The 19,440-nt window shown below is 72.8% G+C and carries 16 protein-coding genes, 1 tRNA gene and 1 pseudogene; 14 read left to right on the top strand and 4 right to left on the bottom strand.

The genetic code is table 11. The annotated features are described in order from the left end of the window. Positions 1-71 precede the first annotated feature (71 nt). The 4 genes from AB0F18_RS15990 (at position 72) to AB0F18_RS15975 (ending at position 3,775) form a co-directional block, all read left to right on the top strand. Entirely contained in the window at positions 72-1,283 is a 1,212-nt protein-coding gene (locus AB0F18_RS15990) for a DNA polymerase III subunit delta' (RefSeq protein ID WP_362060219.1), read from the top strand. A 144-nt stretch (positions 1,284-1,427) separates the two neighbouring features. Next, the gene (locus AB0F18_RS15985) at positions 1,428-2,963 is read left to right on the top strand and encodes an alpha/beta hydrolase (protein WP_362060216.1); all 1,536 of its coding nucleotides are present in this window, start codon (positions 1,428-1,430) and stop codon (positions 2,961-2,963) included. 105 nt (positions 2,964-3,068) lie between these two features. Continuing rightward, positions 3,069-3,142, top strand: a tRNA-Thr gene (locus AB0F18_RS15980). A 114-nt stretch (positions 3,143-3,256) separates the two neighbouring features. After that, the gene (locus AB0F18_RS15975) at positions 3,257-3,775 is read left to right on the top strand and encodes a GNAT family N-acetyltransferase (RefSeq protein WP_362060213.1); all 519 of its coding nucleotides are present in this window, start codon (positions 3,257-3,259) and stop codon (positions 3,773-3,775) included. A gap of 12 nt (positions 3,776-3,787) precedes the next feature. Here AB0F18_RS15975 and AB0F18_RS15970 read toward each other — a convergent pair whose 3' ends face one another. Further along, positions 3,788-5,425 (bottom strand): bifunctional 3'-5' exonuclease/DNA polymerase, encoded by a 1,638-nt coding sequence (locus tag AB0F18_RS15970; protein ID WP_362060250.1) that lies wholly within the window; start codon positions 5,423-5,425, stop codon positions 3,788-3,790. A gap of 152 nt (positions 5,426-5,577) precedes the next feature. Here AB0F18_RS15970 and AB0F18_RS15965 point away from each other — a divergent pair, with 152 nt between their 5' ends. Next, positions 5,578-6,753: a DUF2786 domain-containing protein gene (locus tag AB0F18_RS15965; protein ID WP_362060210.1), complete on the top strand. Its 1,176-nt coding sequence runs from the start codon at positions 5,578-5,580 to the stop codon at positions 6,751-6,753. A 217-nt stretch (positions 6,754-6,970) separates the two neighbouring features. Next, positions 6,971-7,216, top strand: coding sequence for a DUF397 domain-containing protein (locus AB0F18_RS15960; RefSeq protein WP_045946130.1), 246 nt, complete (start codon positions 6,971-6,973; stop codon positions 7,214-7,216). A 118-nt stretch (positions 7,217-7,334) separates the two neighbouring features. Here AB0F18_RS15960 and AB0F18_RS15955 read toward each other — a convergent pair whose 3' ends face one another. Further along, a complete protein-coding gene (locus tag AB0F18_RS15955) occupies positions 7,335-7,829 on the bottom strand; it encodes an ATP-binding protein (RefSeq protein WP_362060207.1) in 495 nt (164 codons plus the stop codon). Positions 7,830-8,191: 362 nt separating this feature from the next. Between AB0F18_RS15955 and AB0F18_RS15950 the strand changes: the two genes are divergently transcribed. The 5 genes and pseudogenes from AB0F18_RS15950 to AB0F18_RS15930 form a co-directional block, all read left to right on the top strand. Then, the gene (locus AB0F18_RS15950; protein WP_362060204.1) at positions 8,192-9,070 is read left to right on the top strand and encodes a helix-turn-helix transcriptional regulator; all 879 of its coding nucleotides are present in this window, start codon (positions 8,192-8,194) and stop codon (positions 9,068-9,070) included. 92 nt (positions 9,071-9,162) lie between these two features. Next, positions 9,163-10,620 (top strand): aldehyde dehydrogenase family protein, encoded by a 1,458-nt coding sequence (locus tag AB0F18_RS15945; RefSeq protein ID WP_362060201.1) that lies wholly within the window; start codon positions 9,163-9,165, stop codon positions 10,618-10,620. Positions 10,621-10,718: 98 nt separating this feature from the next. After that, positions 10,719-11,231, top strand: a complete 513-nt coding sequence (locus tag AB0F18_RS15940) for a DinB family protein (RefSeq protein ID WP_362060198.1) — start codon at positions 10,719-10,721, stop codon at positions 11,229-11,231. A 97-nt stretch (positions 11,232-11,328) separates the two neighbouring features. Then, positions 11,329-12,087 (top strand): MerR family transcriptional regulator, encoded by a 759-nt coding sequence (locus AB0F18_RS15935; RefSeq protein WP_362060195.1) that lies wholly within the window; start codon positions 11,329-11,331, stop codon positions 12,085-12,087. 136 nt (positions 12,088-12,223) lie between these two features. Beyond that, positions 12,224-12,853: pseudogene (locus AB0F18_RS15930) on the top strand (VTT domain-containing protein); the annotation flags it as partial. A 199-nt stretch (positions 12,854-13,052) separates the two neighbouring features. On the opposite strand, the gene AB0F18_RS15925 reads toward AB0F18_RS15930, so the two are convergent. Beyond that, a complete protein-coding gene (locus tag AB0F18_RS15925) occupies positions 13,053-14,693 on the bottom strand; it encodes a threonine/serine exporter family protein (RefSeq protein WP_362060192.1) in 1,641 nt (546 codons plus the stop codon). Positions 14,694-14,863: 170 nt separating this feature from the next. Then, positions 14,864-15,358, bottom strand: a complete 495-nt coding sequence (locus AB0F18_RS15920; RefSeq protein WP_042818871.1) for an inorganic diphosphatase — start codon at positions 15,356-15,358, stop codon at positions 14,864-14,866. Positions 15,359-15,509: 151 nt separating this feature from the next. Between AB0F18_RS15920 and dacB the strand changes: the two genes are divergently transcribed. The 3 genes from dacB to tilS all read left to right on the top strand — a co-directional run bounded on the left by dacB (position 15,510) and on the right by tilS (position 19,380). Then, on the top strand, positions 15,510-16,952 hold the full coding sequence (dacB, locus tag AB0F18_RS15915) for a D-alanyl-D-alanine carboxypeptidase/D-alanyl-D-alanine-endopeptidase (protein ID WP_362060189.1): 1,443 nt from the start codon (positions 15,510-15,512) through the stop codon (positions 16,950-16,952). A gap of 59 nt (positions 16,953-17,011) precedes the next feature. After that, positions 17,012-18,157 (top strand): zinc-dependent metalloprotease, encoded by a 1,146-nt coding sequence (locus tag AB0F18_RS15910; protein WP_362060186.1) that lies wholly within the window; start codon positions 17,012-17,014, stop codon positions 18,155-18,157. A 188-nt stretch (positions 18,158-18,345) separates the two neighbouring features. Continuing rightward, complete coding sequence (tilS, locus tag AB0F18_RS15905; RefSeq protein WP_362060183.1) at positions 18,346-19,380, top strand: tRNA lysidine(34) synthetase TilS; 1,035 nt, start codon at positions 18,346-18,348, stop codon at positions 19,378-19,380. The last annotated feature ends 60 nt before the right edge of the window (positions 19,381-19,440 follow it).

Genomic DNA, 19,440 nt, shown 5'->3' with positions numbered 1-19,440 from the left:
TCGGTGGCGCGCGCCACAATGTGAGCAGGCAGGTGCACGGCATCTACGGACGGTGAAAGGCGGTGGGCGGGATGCCCGTGTGGGACGACCTGGTGGGACAGGAGCGGGTGCACGCGCAGCTGGCCGCCGCCGCCCGTGACGCCGACGCCCTGGTGACGGCCGCCACCGAGGGCCGGCCGCTGCCGCCCGGCTCCAAGATGACCCACGCCTGGCTGTTCACCGGCCCGCCGGGCTCCGGCCGGGCCACCGCCGCCCGCGCCTTCGCGGCGGCCCTGCAGTGCGTCAGCCCGGACCGCGCCCTCGGCGGCGAACCGGGCTGCGGGTTCTGCGACGGCTGCCACACCACCATGGCCGGGACGCACGCCGACGTGGAGATCGTCCGCACCGACCTGCTGTCGATCGGTGTGAAGGAGACCCGCGACCTGGTCCGCCGGGCCCAGCTCTCGCCGGCCGTGGGCCGCTGGCAGGTCATCGTCATGGAGGACGCCGACCGGCTCACCGAGGGCGCCGGCAACGTCCTGCTGAAGGCCGTGGAGGAGCCCGCCCCGCGCACCGTGTGGCTGCTGTGCGCGCCCTCGCTGGAGGACGTCCTGCCCACCATCCGCTCCCGCTGCCGGCACCTCACCCTGACCACCCCGTCGGTGGCGGCGGTGGCCGAGGTGCTGGTGCGGCGTGACGGCGTCGAGCCGGCCGCCGCCGCGGCCGCCGCCCGCGCCACCCAGGGGCACATCGACCGGGCCCGCCGGCTCGCCACCGACGCGGACGCCCGCTCCCGCCGCGCCGCCGTGCTGAAGCTCCCCCTGCGGGTGGACGACGTGGGCGGCTGCCTCAAGGCCGCGCAGGAGCTCGTCGACGCCGCCGCCGAGGACGCCAAGCAGGTCGCCGAGGAGGTCGACACCAAGGAGACCGAGGAGCTGAGGGCCGCGCTCGGCGCCGGGACGGGCGCCGGCGGCCGGCTGCCGCGCGGTACGGCCGGGGTGATGAAGGAGCTGGAGGACCGCCAGAAGCGCCGCCGCACCCGCACCCAGCGCGACAGCCTCGACCTCGCCCTCACCGACCTGACGGGCTTCTACCGGGACGTCCTGGCCCTCCAGCTCGGCTCCTCCCTGGCCATCGCCAACGAGGACATGCGCCCCGACCTCGACCGGATAGCCCGCGCCTCGGGCCCCGAGCGGACGCTGCGGCGCATCGAGGCGATCATCGCCTGCCGAGAGGCCCTCGACCGGAACGTGGCCCCGCTCCTGGCGGTGGAGGCCATGACGATGGCCCTGCGCGCCGGCTGACCGGTTCACCCGTACGAGCGGTCCCGGGCCGTCCGCGCGGGAGACCGCACGGTCAGCCGGGCGGCGGGCCCGCTCCCGGTAGGCAGACGGCCGCCCGGGCGGTGGCCGACGGACAGGGGCCGCGGCAGGACGTACGCTCACCGCATGGACACCAGGCGACTGCTGCGTACCACCGGGACCGTGATCGCAGCGGCCGGGCTGCTGCTCTCCGGCTGCACGTCCGGGGGCCCGGACGTGGCCTCGGCATCGGCCGAGCCGTCCCCGGTCCCGGCCGGGCTGCGCCCGTACTACGGGCAGAAGCTGAACTGGCGCGACTGCGGTGTCGAGGGCTTCCAGTGCGCCACGATGAAGGCGCCGCTGGACTACGCGAAGCCCGGGTCCGGCCAGGACGTGGACATCGCGGTGGCCCGCCGCACCGCCACCGGCCCGGGCAAGAAGCTCGGCTCCCTGCTGGTCAACCCGGGCGGCCCCGGCGGCTCCGGCATCGGCTACCTGCAGGCGTACGCGGGCATCGGCTACCCGGCGCCGGTGCGCGCCCGCTATGACATGGTCTCCTTCGACCCGCGCGGGGTCTCCCGCAGCAGCCCGGTGGAGTGCCTGAACGGCCCGGCGATGGACCGGTTCACCCAGGTGGACCAGACCCCGGACGACCAGGCGGAACGGGCCCGGCTGGTGGCGGCGTTCAAGGAGTTCGCGGCGGGCTGCGAGCAGCGTTCGGCGCGGGTCCTGCCGCACGTCTCCACCGCGGACGCCGCCCGCGACATGGACATGCTGCGCGCCGTCCTGGGCGACGAGAAGCTGAACTACGTCGGAGCCTCCTACGGCACCTTCCTCGGCGCCACGTACGCGGACCTCTTCCCGGACCGGGTGGGCCGGCTGGTCCTGGACGGCGCCATGGACCCCTCGCGGCCGGCGCTCGACCTCAGCCGCGACCAGACGGCGGGCTTCGAGACGGCCTTCCGCTCCTTCACGAAGGACTGCGCGCAGCAGGCCGACTGCCCGCTGGGCAAGGGCGGGCCGGAGGAGCAGGGGCGCCGCCTGAAGGACTTCTTCCGCAAGGTGGACGCCCAGCCGGCCCCCTCCGGCGACCCGGCGCGCCCGCTGGGCGAGTCCCTCGCGACGACCGGCGTGATCGCGGCCCTGTACGACGAGAGCGCCTGGCCGCACCTGCGCGAGGCCCTCACGGAAGCGATGAACGGCGACGGCGCCGGCCTGCTGGCCCTCGCCGACAGCTACTACGAGCGCGAGCCGGACGGAAAGTACGCGAACCTGATGTCCGCGAACGCCGCCGTGAACTGCCTGGACCAGCCCGCGGCCTTCAGCGGCCCGGAGGCGGTGGACGCCGCGCTGCCCTCCTTCGAGAAGGCCTCGCCGGTGTTCGGCGACGGGCTGGCCTGGGCCACGCTGAACTGCACGTACTGGCCTGTGAAGGCCACGGGCACGCCGAAGCCCCTGACGGCCCGCGGCGCGGCCCCGATCGTGGTGGTCGGCACTACCCGCGACCCGGCGACCCCGTACAAGTGGGCCCAGTCCCTGGCGGACCAGCTCGACTCGGGCACCCTCCTCACCTACGACGGCGACGGCCACACGGCGTACGGCCGGGGCAGCGACTGCATCGACACGGCGATCAACCACTACCTCCTGGAGGGCAGCCCCCCGGCCCCGGGCAAACGCTGCTGACCCCCCGGCCCGGACCTGGTTCGGGGCATCGGATTTAACCCTGTAGACTTGGCGACGCTGCTGATGAGAGCCTCCGTACGGGGGAATCCTTGTCTTCCCAGCGGTGCCGCCTTAGCTCAGTTGGCCAGAGCAACGCACTCGTAATGCGTAGGTCTCGGGTTCGAATCCCGAAGGCGGCTCGGTTGAAAGCCAGGTCAGACTTCGTCTGACCTGGCTTTCGTCGTTTACGCGGGCACCGTGATTCCGGCGACGACAATGGACCCCGGACCCACGAGTGGATCAAGGAGGCGCGCATGTTCGGTTCAGTGGAGACCCGTGGCGGCGACGGCATCGGCGGGGCGGTCACGGACGAGGGTTCCGGGGTCGTGCTCCGGGTGGCGGGGGAGGCGGACCTGGACACGGCCGCGGAACTCTTCCGCGGCTACCTCGACTTCTACGAGGTGACGGCCACGGACCCGGCCGCGCCCAGGGAGTTCCTCGCGGAACGCATCGCCAAGGGGGAGTCGCTGGTGCTGCTGGCGGACGCGCCCGGCGTCCCCGGCACGGTCGGCTTCGCACAGGTCTACCAGGCCTTCTCCTCCCTCAGCCTGCGCACGGCGTGGATCCTCAACGACCTGTACGTCGCCCCTGCCGGCCGCCGTACCGGGGCGGGCCGGGCGCTGCTGCGCGAGGTGCTGCGCCGGGCGCGGGAGGCCGGAGTGGCCGGGGTGCAGCTGGAGACCGCGTACGACAACCACATCGCGCAGGGGCTGTACGAGTCCGAGGGCTTCGTGCGCGAGGAGTTCCACGTGTACTTCCACGACCTCGGCTGACGGCGGCACGCATCACTTGGCGTCGGCGTAGCACTCCACGACCGCCGTGGTGAACGGGAAGCGGACCGGGGTGTCCCCGAAAGCGATCCGGCCCGCCCGGTCGCCGGCCGCGCGGATCGCCCCGGCGACGGCCTCCGCCTCCTCGGCGGGGCAGTGCACGATCACCTCGTCGTGCTGGAAGAACACCAGCTCGGCCCGCATCCCGGCGGTGGCCTGGCGCAGCGCCGCGAGCATCAGCAGCGCCCAGTCGGCGGCGCTGCCCTGCACCACGAAGTTACGGGTGAACCGGCCGCGGGCGCGGGTGTCGGCCGAGGCGTAACTCGGCGTCCACCCCGCGCGCTCCGAGTCCGCGCGCTCCGGTTCCTGCGGGATGCCGGCCTCGTCGGCGTCGGCGGCACCGGCCGGGGGCGGGCAGGTGCGGCCCAGCCAGGTCCGGACGAGCCGGCCCTCCTCGCCCGCCCGGGCCGCGTCGTCCACGTACGCGACGGCGCGGGGGAAGCGGCGGCGCAGCGCGGCGAGGTTCTTCAGGCCGTCTCCGGAGGTCTGCCCGTAGACGGCGCCGAGCACGGCGATCTTGGCCTTCTCCCGGTCGCCGGAGAAGCCCTGGCGTGAGACGGCCGTGTAGAGGTCCTCGGGGCGGCCGGCCACCTCCATGAAGGCCGGGTCGCGGGAGATCGCGGCCAGGACGCGCGGTTCCATCTGGTCGGCGTCGGCGACGACCAGCCGCCAGCCGGGGTCCGCGACGACCGCCCGGCGGATCACCTTGGGGATCTGCAGGGCCCCGCCGCCGTTGGTGACCCAGCGGCCGGTGAGGGTGCCGCCGGGGACGAACTCGGGGCGGAACCGGCCGTCGCGCACCCAGTCCGCGAGCCAGGACCAGCCGTGGGCGGTGTAGATCCGGTACAGCTTCTTGTACTCCAGGAGCGGAGCGACGGCGGGGTGGTCGATCTCCTGGATCGCCCAGCGGCGGGTCGACGTGAGCCTGATCCCGGCTTCGGCGAAGGCCTTGATGACGTCGGCGGGCAGCTCGGGGCGGACGCGGCGGCCGAAGGCGGCGGAGATCCGGTCGGTGAGCTCGGCGAGCCGGCGGGGCTCGCCCCCGCCCGCGTAGCGCTCGCCGAGCAGCTCGGTCAGCAGGGCGCGGTGCACGTCGGCCCGCCAGGGCAGGCCCGCGTGGTGCATCTCGGCGGCGATGAGGAAAGCGGCCGACTCGGAGGCGGTGAGCAGCCGCATCCGGTCGGGGTGGGCGGTGGCGGCGGTCCGGCGGGCCTGGTCGGCGTGGACGGCGAGCAGGGCGTCGAGGGGCAGGGGCGCGGCGGTCTGCGGGTCGACGTCGAAGAGGGAGTCCTGCGCGGCCGCGCGGGCCGGCTCGGCGGCGCGCTGCGGGGGGTCCGGGGGGACGGGGGCGTTGTTGAGCCGGGCCCAGGCGGCCGCCGCCGAGCGGGGCTCCCCGTAGCGGCCCTCGTGGGCGAGGAGCAGCAGCTCGGCGTCCTCGATGTCGTAGCACCGCTCGACGCGGGTGCCGGCGGCGAGGAGGCGGGGGTAGACCGCGGCGGTGGACCGCCAGATCCAGCGGGTGCCGGCGGGGGCGGAGCGGATGGCTTCCGCGGGGGTTGCGGCCGTGACGGTGCGCCGGGCGTCCGGGGGCAGGAGGGGCGTGGCGTGCCACTGGCCGTCGGCGTCTTCGGCGAGGGCCCAGGGGGTGGTGGGGTGGTCGCTCACGAGTGCGAGTGTCCCACCGGGCTCTGACAGTGCCCCGTCCGACGCGTCACCCCTTCTGGGACCCATGTAAAGCTGAAGGGGTGAGTCAGTGTGCCGAGATCGTCGACCGGGCCTTCGAGGCCGCCCTGTACGCCCAGCACGACGCCGGGCTCGACGCCGGGGCCTCCGTGCTCGCCGCCGACGGTGCGGCGTGGGGCGGGGTCGGGCGGGAGCTGCTCGTGCGCGGCGAGGGGTTCGTACGGCGGGCCTGGGAGCGGGGGTGGCGGCCCGCCGACGTGCTGCGGCTCGTGCGGCGGGACCTGGACGAGGTGCACCTGCGGGTGGCCGGAGACGTGATCGCCGCCGAGGCCCGGCGGTACGCGCGGCTGCCCGACGGCTGGGGGGCCGGGGAGGCGTGGTGGTCCGGGGACGAGGCGTACGCGGAGGCGCTCGCGCGCCGCGAACGGGCCGACCGGTTCACCCTGGCCACCGCCGTCCTGGAGCTGTACCGGCTGCTGGTCCGGCTGCCGTCCATCGAGCCGGTCGGACCCGTTCCGGGGGACCCGGCCGGGGACGCCCTGGAGCACGCGCACATCGAGCCGCGGATGCTCGGACGGATCCGGGCCCTGCTGGCCAAGGCCGAGGCGACCACCTACCCGGAGGAGGCCGAGGCGCTCAGCTCCAAGGCGCAGGAGCTGATGGCGCGGCACACGGTGGACGAGGCGCTGCTCGCCGTCCGCGGCGGCGGGCCGGCGCAGGTGCCCGGGGCCTGCCGGATCGGGGTGGAGCCCCCGTACGAGGAGGCCAAGGCGGTCCTGCTGGACGCGGTGGCCACCGCCAACCGCTGCCGGGCGGTGTGGAACAGCGCCTTCGAGTTCTCGACCGTGGTCGGCTTCGAGAGCGATCTGGAGGCCGTCGAGCTGCTGTACACCTCGCTGCTCGTCCAGGGCACGGCCGCCATGACGCGGGCCGAGGCCGCCCAGCGGGCCGGCGGGCGCAAGCGGACGAAGACCTTCAGGCAGTCGTTCCTGCTCGCGTACGCCAGCCGGCTCGGCCGGCGCCTCGCCGAGACCGCCGAGCACACGGCCGCCGAGGCCCCGGACTACCTGCCCGCGCTGGTGGCCCGGGACGTGGCGGTCGGCGCCCGGGCCGAGGAGATGTTCCCGCGGACCACGACCACACGGCTGCGCGGGGCGAGCGACCACGCCGGCTGGGAGGACGGCACCGCGGCCGCCGATGCCGCGCACATGGGCGGCAAGCGGCCCTCCCTGCCGTAAGGCCGCCACCCCACCGCCGGAACCGAGTCGCGGAATCGGGCGTCGTACGCCAGGCGGCGGAGTGCCTGCCGGCCTCGTTGGACGAGGTCTCGCAGGCCCTCCGCCCCTGACAGTGACCATGGACGCACCCCGCGTGCACGTGCATCTGCCCATGCATGCGGTGATGAACAGAGCTATGATCCGGTGGAGTTGACATCTGCACTATCGGGGGCTTCCTGTGGACCACGCGTACAACGGGACGGCAGCTGCAGAACTCACTTCCTTGTATGAGCTGACCTGGCAGAAGAGCAGACACAGCAACTCGCAGGGATCCTGCGTGGAGTTCGCCAAACTGCCCGGCGGCGACGTCGCCATGCGCAACTCGCGGTTCCCCGACGGTCCGGCGCTCGTCTACACACCGGCCGAGATAGAGGCGCTGCTGCTGGGCGTCAAGGACGGCGAGTTCGACCATCTGATCGGCTGAACGAACAGCGCCATGTGGATCAAGCCATGCACGTGCACTGGCCGGGACTGATCGAAAGGATCAGGCCCGGCCAGTCGTGCAGGAGTGAGCCCCGCGTGATAAGCCCCGCGCCGCGCGGTCAGTCCGGGAGCAGGAACAGCGCCCAGACCACCTTGCCGGTCAGCCGCCCCGCGAGCGGGTGCCAGCCCCAGCTGTCGCTGTAGGCGTCGACGAGGAACAGCCCGCGCCCCGACTCCAGATCGCAGTTCTGCTCCGTGCGCTCCGGCGCGAACGAGCCCCCCGGCCGGTCCTCGCTCGGGTCCCGCACCGCGCACACCAGCCGGGTGCTCCACCGCATCAGGTGCAGCCGTACCGCCGCAGACTCCGGCTGCTCGGCCGGGCAGGGCCGCGCGTCGTCGGGCAGGGCGTGCCGCAGCGCGTTGGTGACGAGCTCGGAGACCACCAGCGCGACGTCGTCGAAGCGGTCGTCCAGGCCCCACTGGGACAAGGTCGATCTGGTGAAGGTGCGGGCGCCCCGCACCGCTTCGAAGCGGGCCGGCAGGGCGCAGGAGGCGGACCCGGAGACAGCCGTGGGATCGACCGGGGGCAGCCCCTGCCGTAACGGCTCGAGCATGACCGATCCAATCGTCCCCATGCGAGGCACTCCCGGGATTCGCGGACGAAGCGGTCGGCTTCGGCCAAAGAGAACTGCGGGGTGGGTCCGGCGCCGGCGCGAAGAGCACGCAGGTGCGCGGCACCATCGTTCCGAATGCCGAAGCCGGATGCAAGGGCAGATGCACGTGCACGCGCCGGACCTGTCCACTCCCGTGACGGTTCTTGCTCATTTCTTCCTACGCATACTTACGGACTTCTTTTCCGGGACGCCGGATTCCGTTACAGAACGAGTACGGGCCGATGCGTTTTGGTGGCAGACTGCGGCACCGGGGATACGGGGGCCCCGCCGAGGCACGCGCACACCACGCGCACACCATTGCGATGGGGAGGGCAGGACTAGTGACCGCAGAAGCCAGCGGTTCTGTGGTGCGCCGCATCCTCCTGGGCTCACAGCTCAGGCGACTCCGAGAATCCCGCGGCATCACCCGTGAGGCGGCCGGCTACTCGATCCGCGCATCCGAATCGAAGATCAGCCGCTTGGAGTTGGGAAGGGTGAGCTTCAAGGCCAGGGACGTCGAAGACCTCCTGACCCTCTACGGGGTCACCGACGGCGCCGAGCGGGAGTCCCTGCTGGGACTGGTCCGCGAGGCCAACGCGGCCGGCTGGTGGCACAGTTACGGCGACGTGCTCCCCGGATGGTTCCAGACCTACATCGGACTGGAGGGCGCCGCCTCCCTCATCCGTATCTACGAGGTCCAGTTCGTCCACGGCCTCCTGCAGACCGAGGCCTACGCCCAGGCCGTCGTCAAGCGCGGCATGCCCAAGGCCTCGCCCGCCGAGATCGACCGCCGCGTCGCCCTGCGCCTGGAGCGACAGAAGGTCCTCGTCTCCGAGAACGCCCCCGTCTTCCACGCTGTCCTCGACGAGGCCGCGCTGCGCCGCCCGTACGGCGACCGCGACGTGATGCGCGGCCAGCTGGAACACCTGATCGAGATCAGCCAGCGGCCCAACGTGCGGCTCCAGGTGATGCCCTTCTCCTTCGGCGGCCACGCCGGCGAGAGCGGCGCCTTCACCCTGCTGCGCTTCCCCGAGTCCGACCTCCAGGACATCGTCTATCTGGAACAGCTCACCAGTGCGCTCTACCTGGACAAGGAGGAGGAAGTGGCGCAGTACGCACGGGCGATGGAGCGGCTCCAGGCCGACTGCCCCGACCCCGACCAGACCCGGGATCTCCTGCGCGGACTGCTCCAACTGTCCTGATCCGCACGTACTATGACGTCTGATCAGTGTTCGACGAAGAACGATCGGTCTCCGGTGCAGCGCAAGGGTGCGCGCTCGCAGTAAGGGATGGCATGTCCATATTCACCGACCTGGCTCACCAGTACATAGACGGCGAATGGCTGGCCGGCACCGGTTCGTGGGACATCATCGACGTCAACCCGTACAACGGGGAGAAACTCGCGGCCGTCACCGTGGCCACGGTCGAGCAGGTCGACCGGGCCTACCGCGCGGCCGAGCGGGCCCAGCGCGACTGGGCCGCCACCAGCCCCTACGCGAGACGCACCGTCCTGGAGCGCGCCCTGCAGATCACCGAGGAGCGCCGCAAGGAAATCGTCGAGGTCATGATCGACGAGCTCGGCGGGACCCGTCCCAAGGCCGAGTACGAGGTCCACCTCGCGATGGAGTTCCTGCGCGAGGCGATCCAGCTGGCCGTCCGCCCCGAGGGCCGCATCCTGCCCTCGCCGGTCGCGGGCAAGGAGAACCGGGTCCAGCGCCTGCCCGTCGGCGTCGTCGCCGTGATCAGCCCCTTCAACTTCCCGCTCCTGGTGACCCTGAAGTCGGTCGCCCCCGCGCTCGCGCTCGGCAACGCCGTCGTCATCAAGCCCAACCAGAACGCCCCGGTCTCCGGCGGCGGGTTCATCGCCAAGATCTTCGAGGACGCGGGCCTGCCCGCGGGACTGCTGAACGTGCTGGTCACGGACATCGCCGAGATAGGCGACGCGATCCTCACCCACCCCGTCCCGAAGGTCATCTCCTTCGCCGGCTCCGACCGCACCGGCCGGCACGTCGGCGCCGTCGCCGCCCGCCACTTCAAGCGGACCGTCCTGGAGCTCAGCGGCAACAGCGCCCTGGTCGTCCTCGACGACGCCGACGTCGACTACGCGGTGGACGCGGCCGTCTTCAGCCGCTTCGTCTTCCAGGGCCAGGTCTGCATGGCGGCCAACCGGATCCTGGTGGACGCCTCCGTCGCCGAGGAGTTCACCGAGAAGTTCACCGCCCGGGTCCGCGCCCTGAAGACCGGCGACCCGCGCGAGGCCGACACCCACATCGGCCCGCTGATCAACTCCTTCCAGGCCGACGCCCTGACCGCCCTCGTGGACCGCGCCGTCGAGTCCGGGGCGAAGGCCCTCGTACGGGGTTCCACGCGCGGCAACCTGGTCGAGCCGACCGTGCTGGCCGACCTGCCCGAGGACTCCCCGCTGCTGGGCCAGGAGATCTTCGGCCCCGTCGCCCTGCTGGTGGTCTTCGACGGCGAGGACGAGGCCGTACGCCTGGCCAACGCCACCCCGTACGGGCTCAGCGGCGCGGTGCACACCCGCGACGTGGAGCGCGGGGTCCGCTTCGCGCAGCGCGTCGAGACCGGGATGATCCACGTCAACGACTCCACCATCGGCGACGAGCCGCTGACCGCCTTCGGCGGGGAGAAGGACTCGGGACTGGGCCGGCTGGGCGGCGAGGCCACCGTCGAGGCCTTCACCACCCAGAAGTGGATCTCCATCCAGCACGGCCGGACGACTTTCCCGTTCTAGGGCCGATCAAGGACAGAAGCTGACCGCAAAGGCTCGTAGCGTGTTGGGTGTCAGCGGGGGACGACCCCCGCACACCACCACGGCGAAGGCGGTCGGTCATGGCACACCCCACCCAGGAAATCGCGGGAGACGAGCGCGGCACGCTCCTGCTGTTCGTCGAGGACCAGCGCGAGGCCCTGCGCCGGGCGGCGGCGGGTCTGACGCCGGAGCAGACCACGAGCCGGCCCACCGCGAGCGAGCTGTCCCTCGCCGGGCTGATCAAGCACGTGGCCGAGGTCGAGCTGAACTGGCTGCGCATGGCCCAGCAGAAGCCGAACGAGCACCGGCGCGCCCCCGAGGACTGGCACGAGGGCTTCCGGCTGAGCGACGGGGAGACCCTCGAGTCCGCCCTCGCCTTCTGGGACACCGTCAAGGAGCAGACGACCGACTTCGTCCGCGCGGTCCCCAGCCTGGACGACGACTTCCCGCTGCCGCCGGCCCCCTGGTTCCCCCAGGACGCCACGGTCTCGGTGCGCTGGATGCTCCTGCACCTGGTGCGCGAGTTCGCCCGGCACGCCGGCCACGCGGACATCATCCGCGAGACCCTGGACGGCACCAAGGCGATGGGCTGAGCGCGGCCCCCCGCCATCCCCCGGACACCGGACTTGCACCTCACGCGACGTGAGGAACCACAGTGAGGGGCGTACCCAACCGAGAGGAGCGGAAGCGATGGGCTACTCCGTGGGCCAGGTCGCCGGTTTCGCCGGAGTGACGGTGCGGACCCTGCACCACTACGACGAGATCGGCCTGCTCTCCCCGAGCGGCCGCAGCGGCGCGGGCCACCGGCGTTACGACGACGCCGACCTGGACCGGCTGCAGCGGATCCTGTTCTACCGGGAGCTCGGCTTCCCGCTCGACGAGGTCGCGGTCCTGCTGGACGACCCGGAATCGGACCCGAGGGAGCACCTGCGCCGGCAGCACGCCCTCCTGACCGACCGCATCGCCCGGCTCCAGCAGATGGCCAAGGCCGTTGAGCACGCCATGGAGGCGAAGAAGATGGGCATCAACCTCACGCCCGAGGAGAAGTTCGAGGTGTTCGGGGACAAGGACCCCGAGCAGTACGCCGAGGAGGCCGAGCAGCGCTGGGGCGGCACGGAGGCCTACGCCGAGTCGCAGCGCCGCGTGTCCGGCTACACCAAGGCGGACTGGCAGCGCATCCAGGACGAGGTCGCCGACTGGAGCGCGCGTTACGCGGCCCTGGTGGCGGCCGGCGAGCCCGCCCAGGGCGAGGCGGCCATGGACATGGCGGAGGAGCACCGGCAGCACATCAGCACCTGGTTCTACGACTGCCCGTACGAGATGCACACCTGCCTCGGGGACATGTACGTCGCCGACGAGCGGTTCAAGGCGTTCTACGACGCCATGGGCGTCGGCGTGGCCGAGCACCTGCGGGACTCGATCACGGCCAACGCCGTGCGCAAGGTGTAGCCGGTCCCTCACCCGTACCGCCCCCTCCGGTCCCTGGAACCCGGTGGGGGCGGTGTGCGTTCATAATTGAGACCGCCTGCATCGTCGCGTCCCCCACCGCAGACGTCCCCCTGCTGATCCAGGAGAGCCCGGAAACGTGGAACCCCTCTACACGCTTGCCCTCGGCCCCGAGTGGCTGTCCCCGGATTACCTGATCGGGCAGTTCGGCCTGATCGGCATCATGGTCATCGTCTTCGCGGAGTCGGGCCTCTTCGCCTTCCTGCCGGGGGACTCGCTGCTGTTCACGGCGGGTCTGTTCACGGCCAGCGGCAGCATCAAGGAGCCGCTGTGGCTGGTGTGCACGCTGATCGTGGCCTCCGCGATCATCGGTGACCAGGTGGGCTACCTGATCGGCAAGTTCTTCGGCCCGAAGCTGTTCAACCGGCCGAACAGCAAGGTCTTCAAGCGGGAGAACCTGGACGCCGCGCACGAGTTCATGGACAAGCACGGCCCCAAGGCGATCGTGCTCGCCCGGTTCGTGCCGATCATCCGCACGTTCGCCCCGATGGTCGCGGGCGCCGGCGCGATGAAGTACCGCACCTTCCTCACGTTCAACGTCATCGGCGGCATCGCCTGGGGCGCGGGCGTCACCTGCCTCGGCTACCAGCTGGGCCAGATCGAGTTCATCAAGAAGAACATCGAAGCGATCTTCATCGGCATCGTGCTGGTCTCCGTCATCCCGGTGATCTTCGAGGTGCTGAAGGCCCGCAAGGGCAAGAAGACCGCCGTGCCCGCCCCGGCGCAGCCCGGGCACCCGCTGGAGGAGCCGCCGGCCCCCGGCCAGCGCGGCCGCCACGCCAAGCGCTGACGCCCGCCGCGCAGGCGCCCCCGCCCCGCACAGGCGCCCCTGCAACGCCCCGTACGCCCCGGAGACGGCCCGTCTCCGGGGCGTACGTGCGTCCGGGCCCCTCCGGCCCGGGAAGGGCTCAGAAGCCGCGGGTCCGCTTCGCCGCCGCCCGGCGCTTGGCGGCGCTGCGCGAGCCCGGGATCCGCATGAACAGCCGCGAGGACTCCGAGCCCAGGTTCACCCCGATCGCGATCGCGAGGGCGATCGCGGCGGCGTTGGTGAGCGAGGCCAGCCCCTGGTCCAGCCGGTTCTCGGCGATCGACAGCAGCCCGAAGTACGTTGCCGAGCCCGGCAGCAGCGGGCCGATGGCGGCCGTCACGTACGGCAGCGCCGACGCGAACCGGTACCGCGAGAAGAGCTGCCCGAACAGGCCGACCAGCCCGGCCGCGATCGCCGTGGACGGCACCGGAGGCAGCTCGGCGGCGCGCAGGGCCCCGAAGGTGACCCAGGCGACCCCGCCGTTCAGGGTCACGATCCACACCGTGGAGCGCTCCTGCTGGAGCAGGATCGCGAAGGTGAACACCAGGACCATCGAGGCCAGGGTCTGCAGCAGCGGCCGGTGGGGGATCTGGAGCACCTCGTCCGGGTTGGGCGAGGCGCCGAACTGCAGGCCGATGTAGATCACCACGAGCACGCCGATGATGATCCCGATGAAGAGGTACATCACCTCCAGGAGCCGGGCCGAGGCGGTGATGTAGAAGCCGGTCAGGCCGTCCTGCACGGCCGCGACCAGGGCCCGTCCGGGCAGCAGGGCGAACAGGCCGCCGGTGATCACGGCGGAGGCGCGGACGTCGAACTCGGCGAGCTTCAGGGCCACCCCGATCGCGGCCGGGGGCATCGCCGCGACCACGAACTGGTAGAACTCCGGCAGCCCGCGGTCGGCGAAGTACCAGGCCAGCCGGTCGCCGAGGACCGCACCGAGCGCGGCGCAGAAGAACACTGTCACCCCGCCGCCGACCAGGATGGAGGCGGCCCCCGCGAGCAGCCCGGCGGCGGCGGTGAGCACCCAGGTGGGGTACGGGTGGCGGTTGCGGCGGATCACGGCGAGGCGGCGGTAGGCCTCCTCCAGGGAGATCTCCACCTCGGGTGAGCTGATGTCGTCCACCAGCCGGAACACGGCGGCCAGGCGGGTGTAGTCGGTGCCGCGGCGGCGCACGGTGCGGCTCGCGGAGACCGGGTCGCCGACCAGGGAGGGCTGGTGGGTGATCGACAGCATGGTGAACGTGACGGTCGGCTCGCAGCGGTCCAGCCCGTACGAGCGGGCCACCGCGAACATCGCGGCCTCCACGTCCTCCGCGCCCTCGCCGCCGGCCAGGAGCAGCTCGCCGATGCGCAGGGTGAGGTCGAGGACGCGGCCCACGGCCGGCCCGGCCTCGCTCGGGCGCTGCGCCGGCTCGGACACCGGGCGGACGTCCACCGGCATGCGCAGCATCGTGCGCATGCGGTCCTGCCAGGGCGAAGAGGCCGGGAAGGAGGGGGTGGGGGCGGGGGTGTAGGCCGGCGGGGAGTGCTGGGCGCTGTAGGTGGCGGGGGTGGCGAAGCCGGAGCCCTCCTGCTCGGCGGGGGGCGGTGCCAGGCCCTCCGGGCGGGCGAACTCGGAGGTGGCCTGGTCCTCGTCGGGGCCCTCCGGCTCCATCCCGGGCGGCGGGGTGAACGCGCTGTGCGCCTCGTCGGACTTCGGCTTCCGGTCCTCGGGACCGGGCCCTTCGGCCTCCGCCACGCATCCTCCCACCCTTGATCACCGGCGGTATCAGTATGCGGAATCGTTTCGTCCATGGCGAAAGGAGATCCGGCGGCCTGGGCCCGGAAACGCCGCGGCGGGCGGCGCCCCCGCTGTGGGGATGCCGCCCGCCGTGCTCAGGCGATGCTCTGGCGGTTACCGAGCGGAGCTCAGTGGTGGCCGCCCTGCGCCTCAAGGCGCTTGTAGGAGGCCTCGATCTCGGCCTCGGCCTCGGCGCGGCCGACCCAGTTGGCGCCCTCGACCGACTTGCCCGGCTCCAGGTCCTTGTAGACCTCGAAGAAGTGCTGGATCTCCAGGCGGTCGAACTCGGAGATGTGGTGGATGTCGCGCAGGTGCTCGACACGCGGGTCGGAGGCCGGCACGCACAGCAGCTTGGCGTCGCCGCCCGCCTCGTCCGTCATGTTGAACATGCCGATCGCGCGGCACTTGATCAGGCAGCCCGGGAAGGTCGGCTCGTCCAGGATGACCAGCGCGTCCAGCGGGTCGCCGTCCTCGCCGAGGGTGTTCTCGACGAAGCCGTAGTCCGTCGGGTAGCTGGTCGAGGTGAAGAGGCGACGGTCCAGACGGATCCGGCCGGTCTCGTGGTCCACCTCGTACTTGTTCCGCGAACCCTTGGGGATCTCGATGGTGACGTCGAACTCCACGTCCTGCTCCTCCATGATCAGCTCCGGCCCGGTGCCGGAGCTTGCCTGCTTCGAGACGGCATTTGATTCAAATGCGTGCGCGTCCGGCCCATCGCTGGGGTGGGCTGCCATGCTCGCGGCAAGACGCAGTGGTTAAGTGTCCCTCACGCATATGTGTGATCGCGAAAGGGGCTGGTCCGAGGTGCCATTGGTCAAGACGTGGCAGCTCATCGCGGGGTCGGCCGTCGCCGGCCTCGCCCTGTCGGCGGTGGCCGTCGCCACCGCAGGCCCTTGGGACTCCGGCCAGCGTAAGGCCGAGCGGGACCGGGCCGCCTCCTGGAGCCGGACGGGTGGCGCAGATCACGCCGCCGGGGCCCTGCCGCAGGCCGCGCCGAGTGCCCCCGGCGTGCTCCAGGGCGTCGCCCCGCGCCCCGCCGACGCGCCCTCCGCCGCCCTCGCGGGGGTGCTCGGGCCGCTGCTCGCCGACACCACGCTCGGGACCGTACGCGGCGCCGCCGTGGTCGACGCCGCCACGGGCCGGGTGCTGTACGAGTCCGGGGCGGGCGAGGCCATGACCCCCGCCTCCACCGTCAAGATCGCCACCGCGAGCGCCGCGCTGACCGCCCTCGGACCCGAGCACCGCATCCGCACCACCGTCGCCCCCGGGCCCGGCCCCGGCCAGATCGTCCTGGTCGGCGGCGGCGACCCCTCCCTCACCGCCAAGAAGAAGAGCCCGGCCGGCTCCGGCGGCAGCCTCGTGGCCCTGGCCGCCGACACCGCCCAGGCCCTCAAGGCCGCCGGCACCGACACCGTCACCCTCGGCTACGACGACACCCTCTACTCGGGCCCCGTCCGCCACCCCATCGGCCGCAACGACAACATCGCGCCCGTCACCGCCCTCACCGCCGACGAGGGCCGCCCCGACGACTCCACCGCCGGCCCCGTCGCGCGCACCGAGGACCCCTCCGGCGACACCGCCCGCGCCTTCGCCGGCCTGCTGCGCGACCGGGGCATCAAGGTCACCGGCGAACCCGCCCCCGCCAAGGCCGCCCCCGACGCCCGCCCGCTGGCCACCACCCTCTCCACCCCCCTCGCCGGACTCGTCGAGCGGATGCTGACCAACAGCGACAACGACATCGCCGAGGCCCTCGCCCGCCAGACCGCGCTGGCCTCCGGCAAGCCCGCCGGCTTCGAGGGCGGCGAGCAGGCCGTCTCCGAACGGCTCGGCTCCCTCGGTGTCGACCTCACCGGCTCCCGCTTCGCCGACGGCAGCGGCCTCAACCGGGCCGACAAGGTCAGCGCCCGCCTCCTGACGGGCCTCCTCGCCAAGGCCGCCGACCCCCGCCACCCGGAGCTGCGGCCGGTCCTCACCGGACTGCCCGTCGCCGGCTTCACCGGCACCCTGCGCACCCGCAACGCCGGCACCTCCCCGGCCGCCGGCCTGCTCCGGGCCAAGACGGGCACCCTGACCGGCGTGAACTCCCTCGCCGGGACCGTCGTCGGCCCGTCCGGACGGCTCCTGGCCTTCGCCTTCCTGACCGCGAACGCCGCCGACGGATCCGCCGCCGAGAAGGGCCTCGACAAGCTGGCCGCCGCCGTCGCCACCACCCCCTGACGCGCAGGGCCCCTCGTCGGGGGGCTCCGCCGCGGCGCCGGTCCACGTACCGTTGACGCATGACGAGCATCGGTGGTGCGGAGATGGTCGACTGGAACCTCGCGGTGGCGACCGCGATCCGGTTCGTACGGCCGGGTCCGGAGGTCAGCCGCGACGAGGCCCGGGCCGTGGTGGCGGAGCTCCGCCGGCACGCAAGGACCTCCGAGGAGCACGTGCGCGCGTTCACCCGGATGATGCCCGAGGGCACCGCCCTCCCCGACACCCCCGTCCTCGTCGTCGACCGGGCCGGCTGGGTCCGGGCCAACGTCGCCGGGTTCCGCGAACTGCTCGGCCCGCTGCTCGGCAAGATGCAGGAGCGCCGCGGCGGAGCTCCCGGCGGCGCGGTCCTCGGAGCCGTCGGCGGCAAGGTCACCGGCGTCGAGCTCGGCATGCTGCTCAGCTTCCTGGCCTCCCGCGTCCTCGGCCAGTACGAGACCTTCGCGCCCGTCGGCGCCGACCTGCCCGGCAACCCCGCCACCGGCGGCCGGCTGCTGCTCGTCGCGCCCAACATCGTCCACGTGGAGCGCGAGCTGGAGGTCAGCCCGCACGACTTCCGGCTCTGGGTCTGCCTGCACGAGGAGACGCACCGCACCCAGTTCACCGCCGTCCCGTGGCTGCGCGCCCACCTGGAGGGCGAGATCCAGGCCTTCCTCGGCGCCACCGAGATGGACCCCGGCGCCCTCCTGGAGCGGCTGCGCGAGGCCGTCCAGTCCTTCGCGGGGGCCCGCCCCGACGGCGAGCGCGGCGAGGAGGCCCACTCCTTCGTCGAACTCGTCCAGAGCCCCGAACAGCGCGAGGTGCTCGGCCGCCTCACCGCCGTCATGAGCCTGCTGGAGGGCCACGCCGACTTCGTCATGGACGGGGTCGGCCCCGAGGTGGTCCCCTCCGTCGCCGAGATCCGCGAGAAGTTCCAGCAGCGCCGGGCCAGCGGCGCGGGCCGCCTCGACGCCGCCCTGCGCAAGCTCCTGGGCCTCGACGCCAAGCTGCGCCAGTACCGCGACGGCGAGCGCTTCGTCCGAGCCGTCGTCGACGAGGTCGGGATGGACGGCTTCAACCGCGTGTGGACCTCCCCGAACACCCTGCCGACCAAGGCGGAGATCGCCAAGCCCGCGGACTGGGTGGCGCGGGTGCACCGCAGGGGGAGCGCGGGGCGCGAAGAAGGGTGACTCGGGAGGCGTAAACATGTCCCACTGGGGGAAGCAGCATCACCCTTCCGAGGGACCGTGAGCCGTTGAAGGGCGTGCGATGCTCGGGGAACGGCTCGCTTCTGTCACCATCAACGCACTCTGAGTGACCACTCGCGTGCAATCCCCCGAAGCCTCCGAGCATCCGAACTCCACGAAGGGCACCGGACATGGGTCCCCATCCTGCGGTCGCGGCGATACGCCTGGCGGTCCGCCGCGTACTCCACGACGTCCTCACCGACCTCACCCACGGGCCCGCGGGCCCGCGTGCCGCGGCCGGCGCCCCGCCGCTGGTGCTCGTCGCCTGCTCCGGCGGCGCCGACTCCATGGCGCTCGCCTCCGCCCTCGCCTTCGAAGCCCCCAAGCTCGGCATCCGGGCCGGCGGCATCACCATCGACCACGGCCTACAGGCCGGCTCCGACCTGCGCGCCGCGGAGGTCGTCAGCCGCATGACCGCGCTCCGCCTCGACCCGGTGGAGTCCGTCGCCGTGCGCGTCGGCCGCGACGGCGGACCCGAGGCCGCCGCCCGCGACGCCCGCTACGCCGCCCTGGACGAGGCCGCCGACCGGCTCGGCGCCGCCGCCGTCCTGCTCGGCCACACCCGCGACGACCAGGCGGAAACCGTCCTGCTGGGCCTCGCCCGCGGCTCCGGCATCCGCTCGCTGTCCGGCATGGCCGAAGTCTCCGGGGGCCCCGGCCGCACCCACCGCTACCGCCGCCCCTTCCTCCAGGTCGACCGGCAGACCGCCCGCAAGGCCTGCATGGTCCAGTCCCTCCCCGTCTGGGACGACCCGCACAACATCGACCCCGCCTACACCCGCTCCCGGCTGCGCCACGAGGGACTGCCCGCCCTGGAGAAGGCGCTCGGCAAGGGGGTCGTGGAGGCGCTCGCCCGCACCGCCCAGCTCTCCCGGGACGACGCCGACGCCCTCGACGCCTGGGCCGCCGAGGCCGAGGCCGGCGTACGCGACGAGGACGGCCGCCTGGAGTGCGCCAAGCTGTACGCCCTGCCGCCCGCCGTGCGCCGCCGGGTGCTGCGCCGCGCCGTGGTCGCGGCGGGCTCCCCCGCCGGCTCCCTCTTCGCCCGCCACATCGAGGAAGTCGACCGGCTCATCACCGGATGGCGGGGCCAGGGGGCCATCAACCTGCCCGGCCGCGTCGAGGCCCAGCGGCAGGGTGGCAGACTTGTCATCCGGCAGGGCTGATTGGTGCTGAAACACGGCTGAGTCCTCCGGGGACGCCCTCCGGAGCCCCGGCCGACAACG

This window comes from Streptomyces sp. NPDC029216 (assembly GCF_040648015.1).
GTDB lineage: Bacteria > Actinomycetota > Actinomycetes > Streptomycetales > Streptomycetaceae > Streptomyces.
Note: the sequence above shows the minus strand (reverse complement) of the source record. Positions and strands in the feature narration are given on the sequence as shown.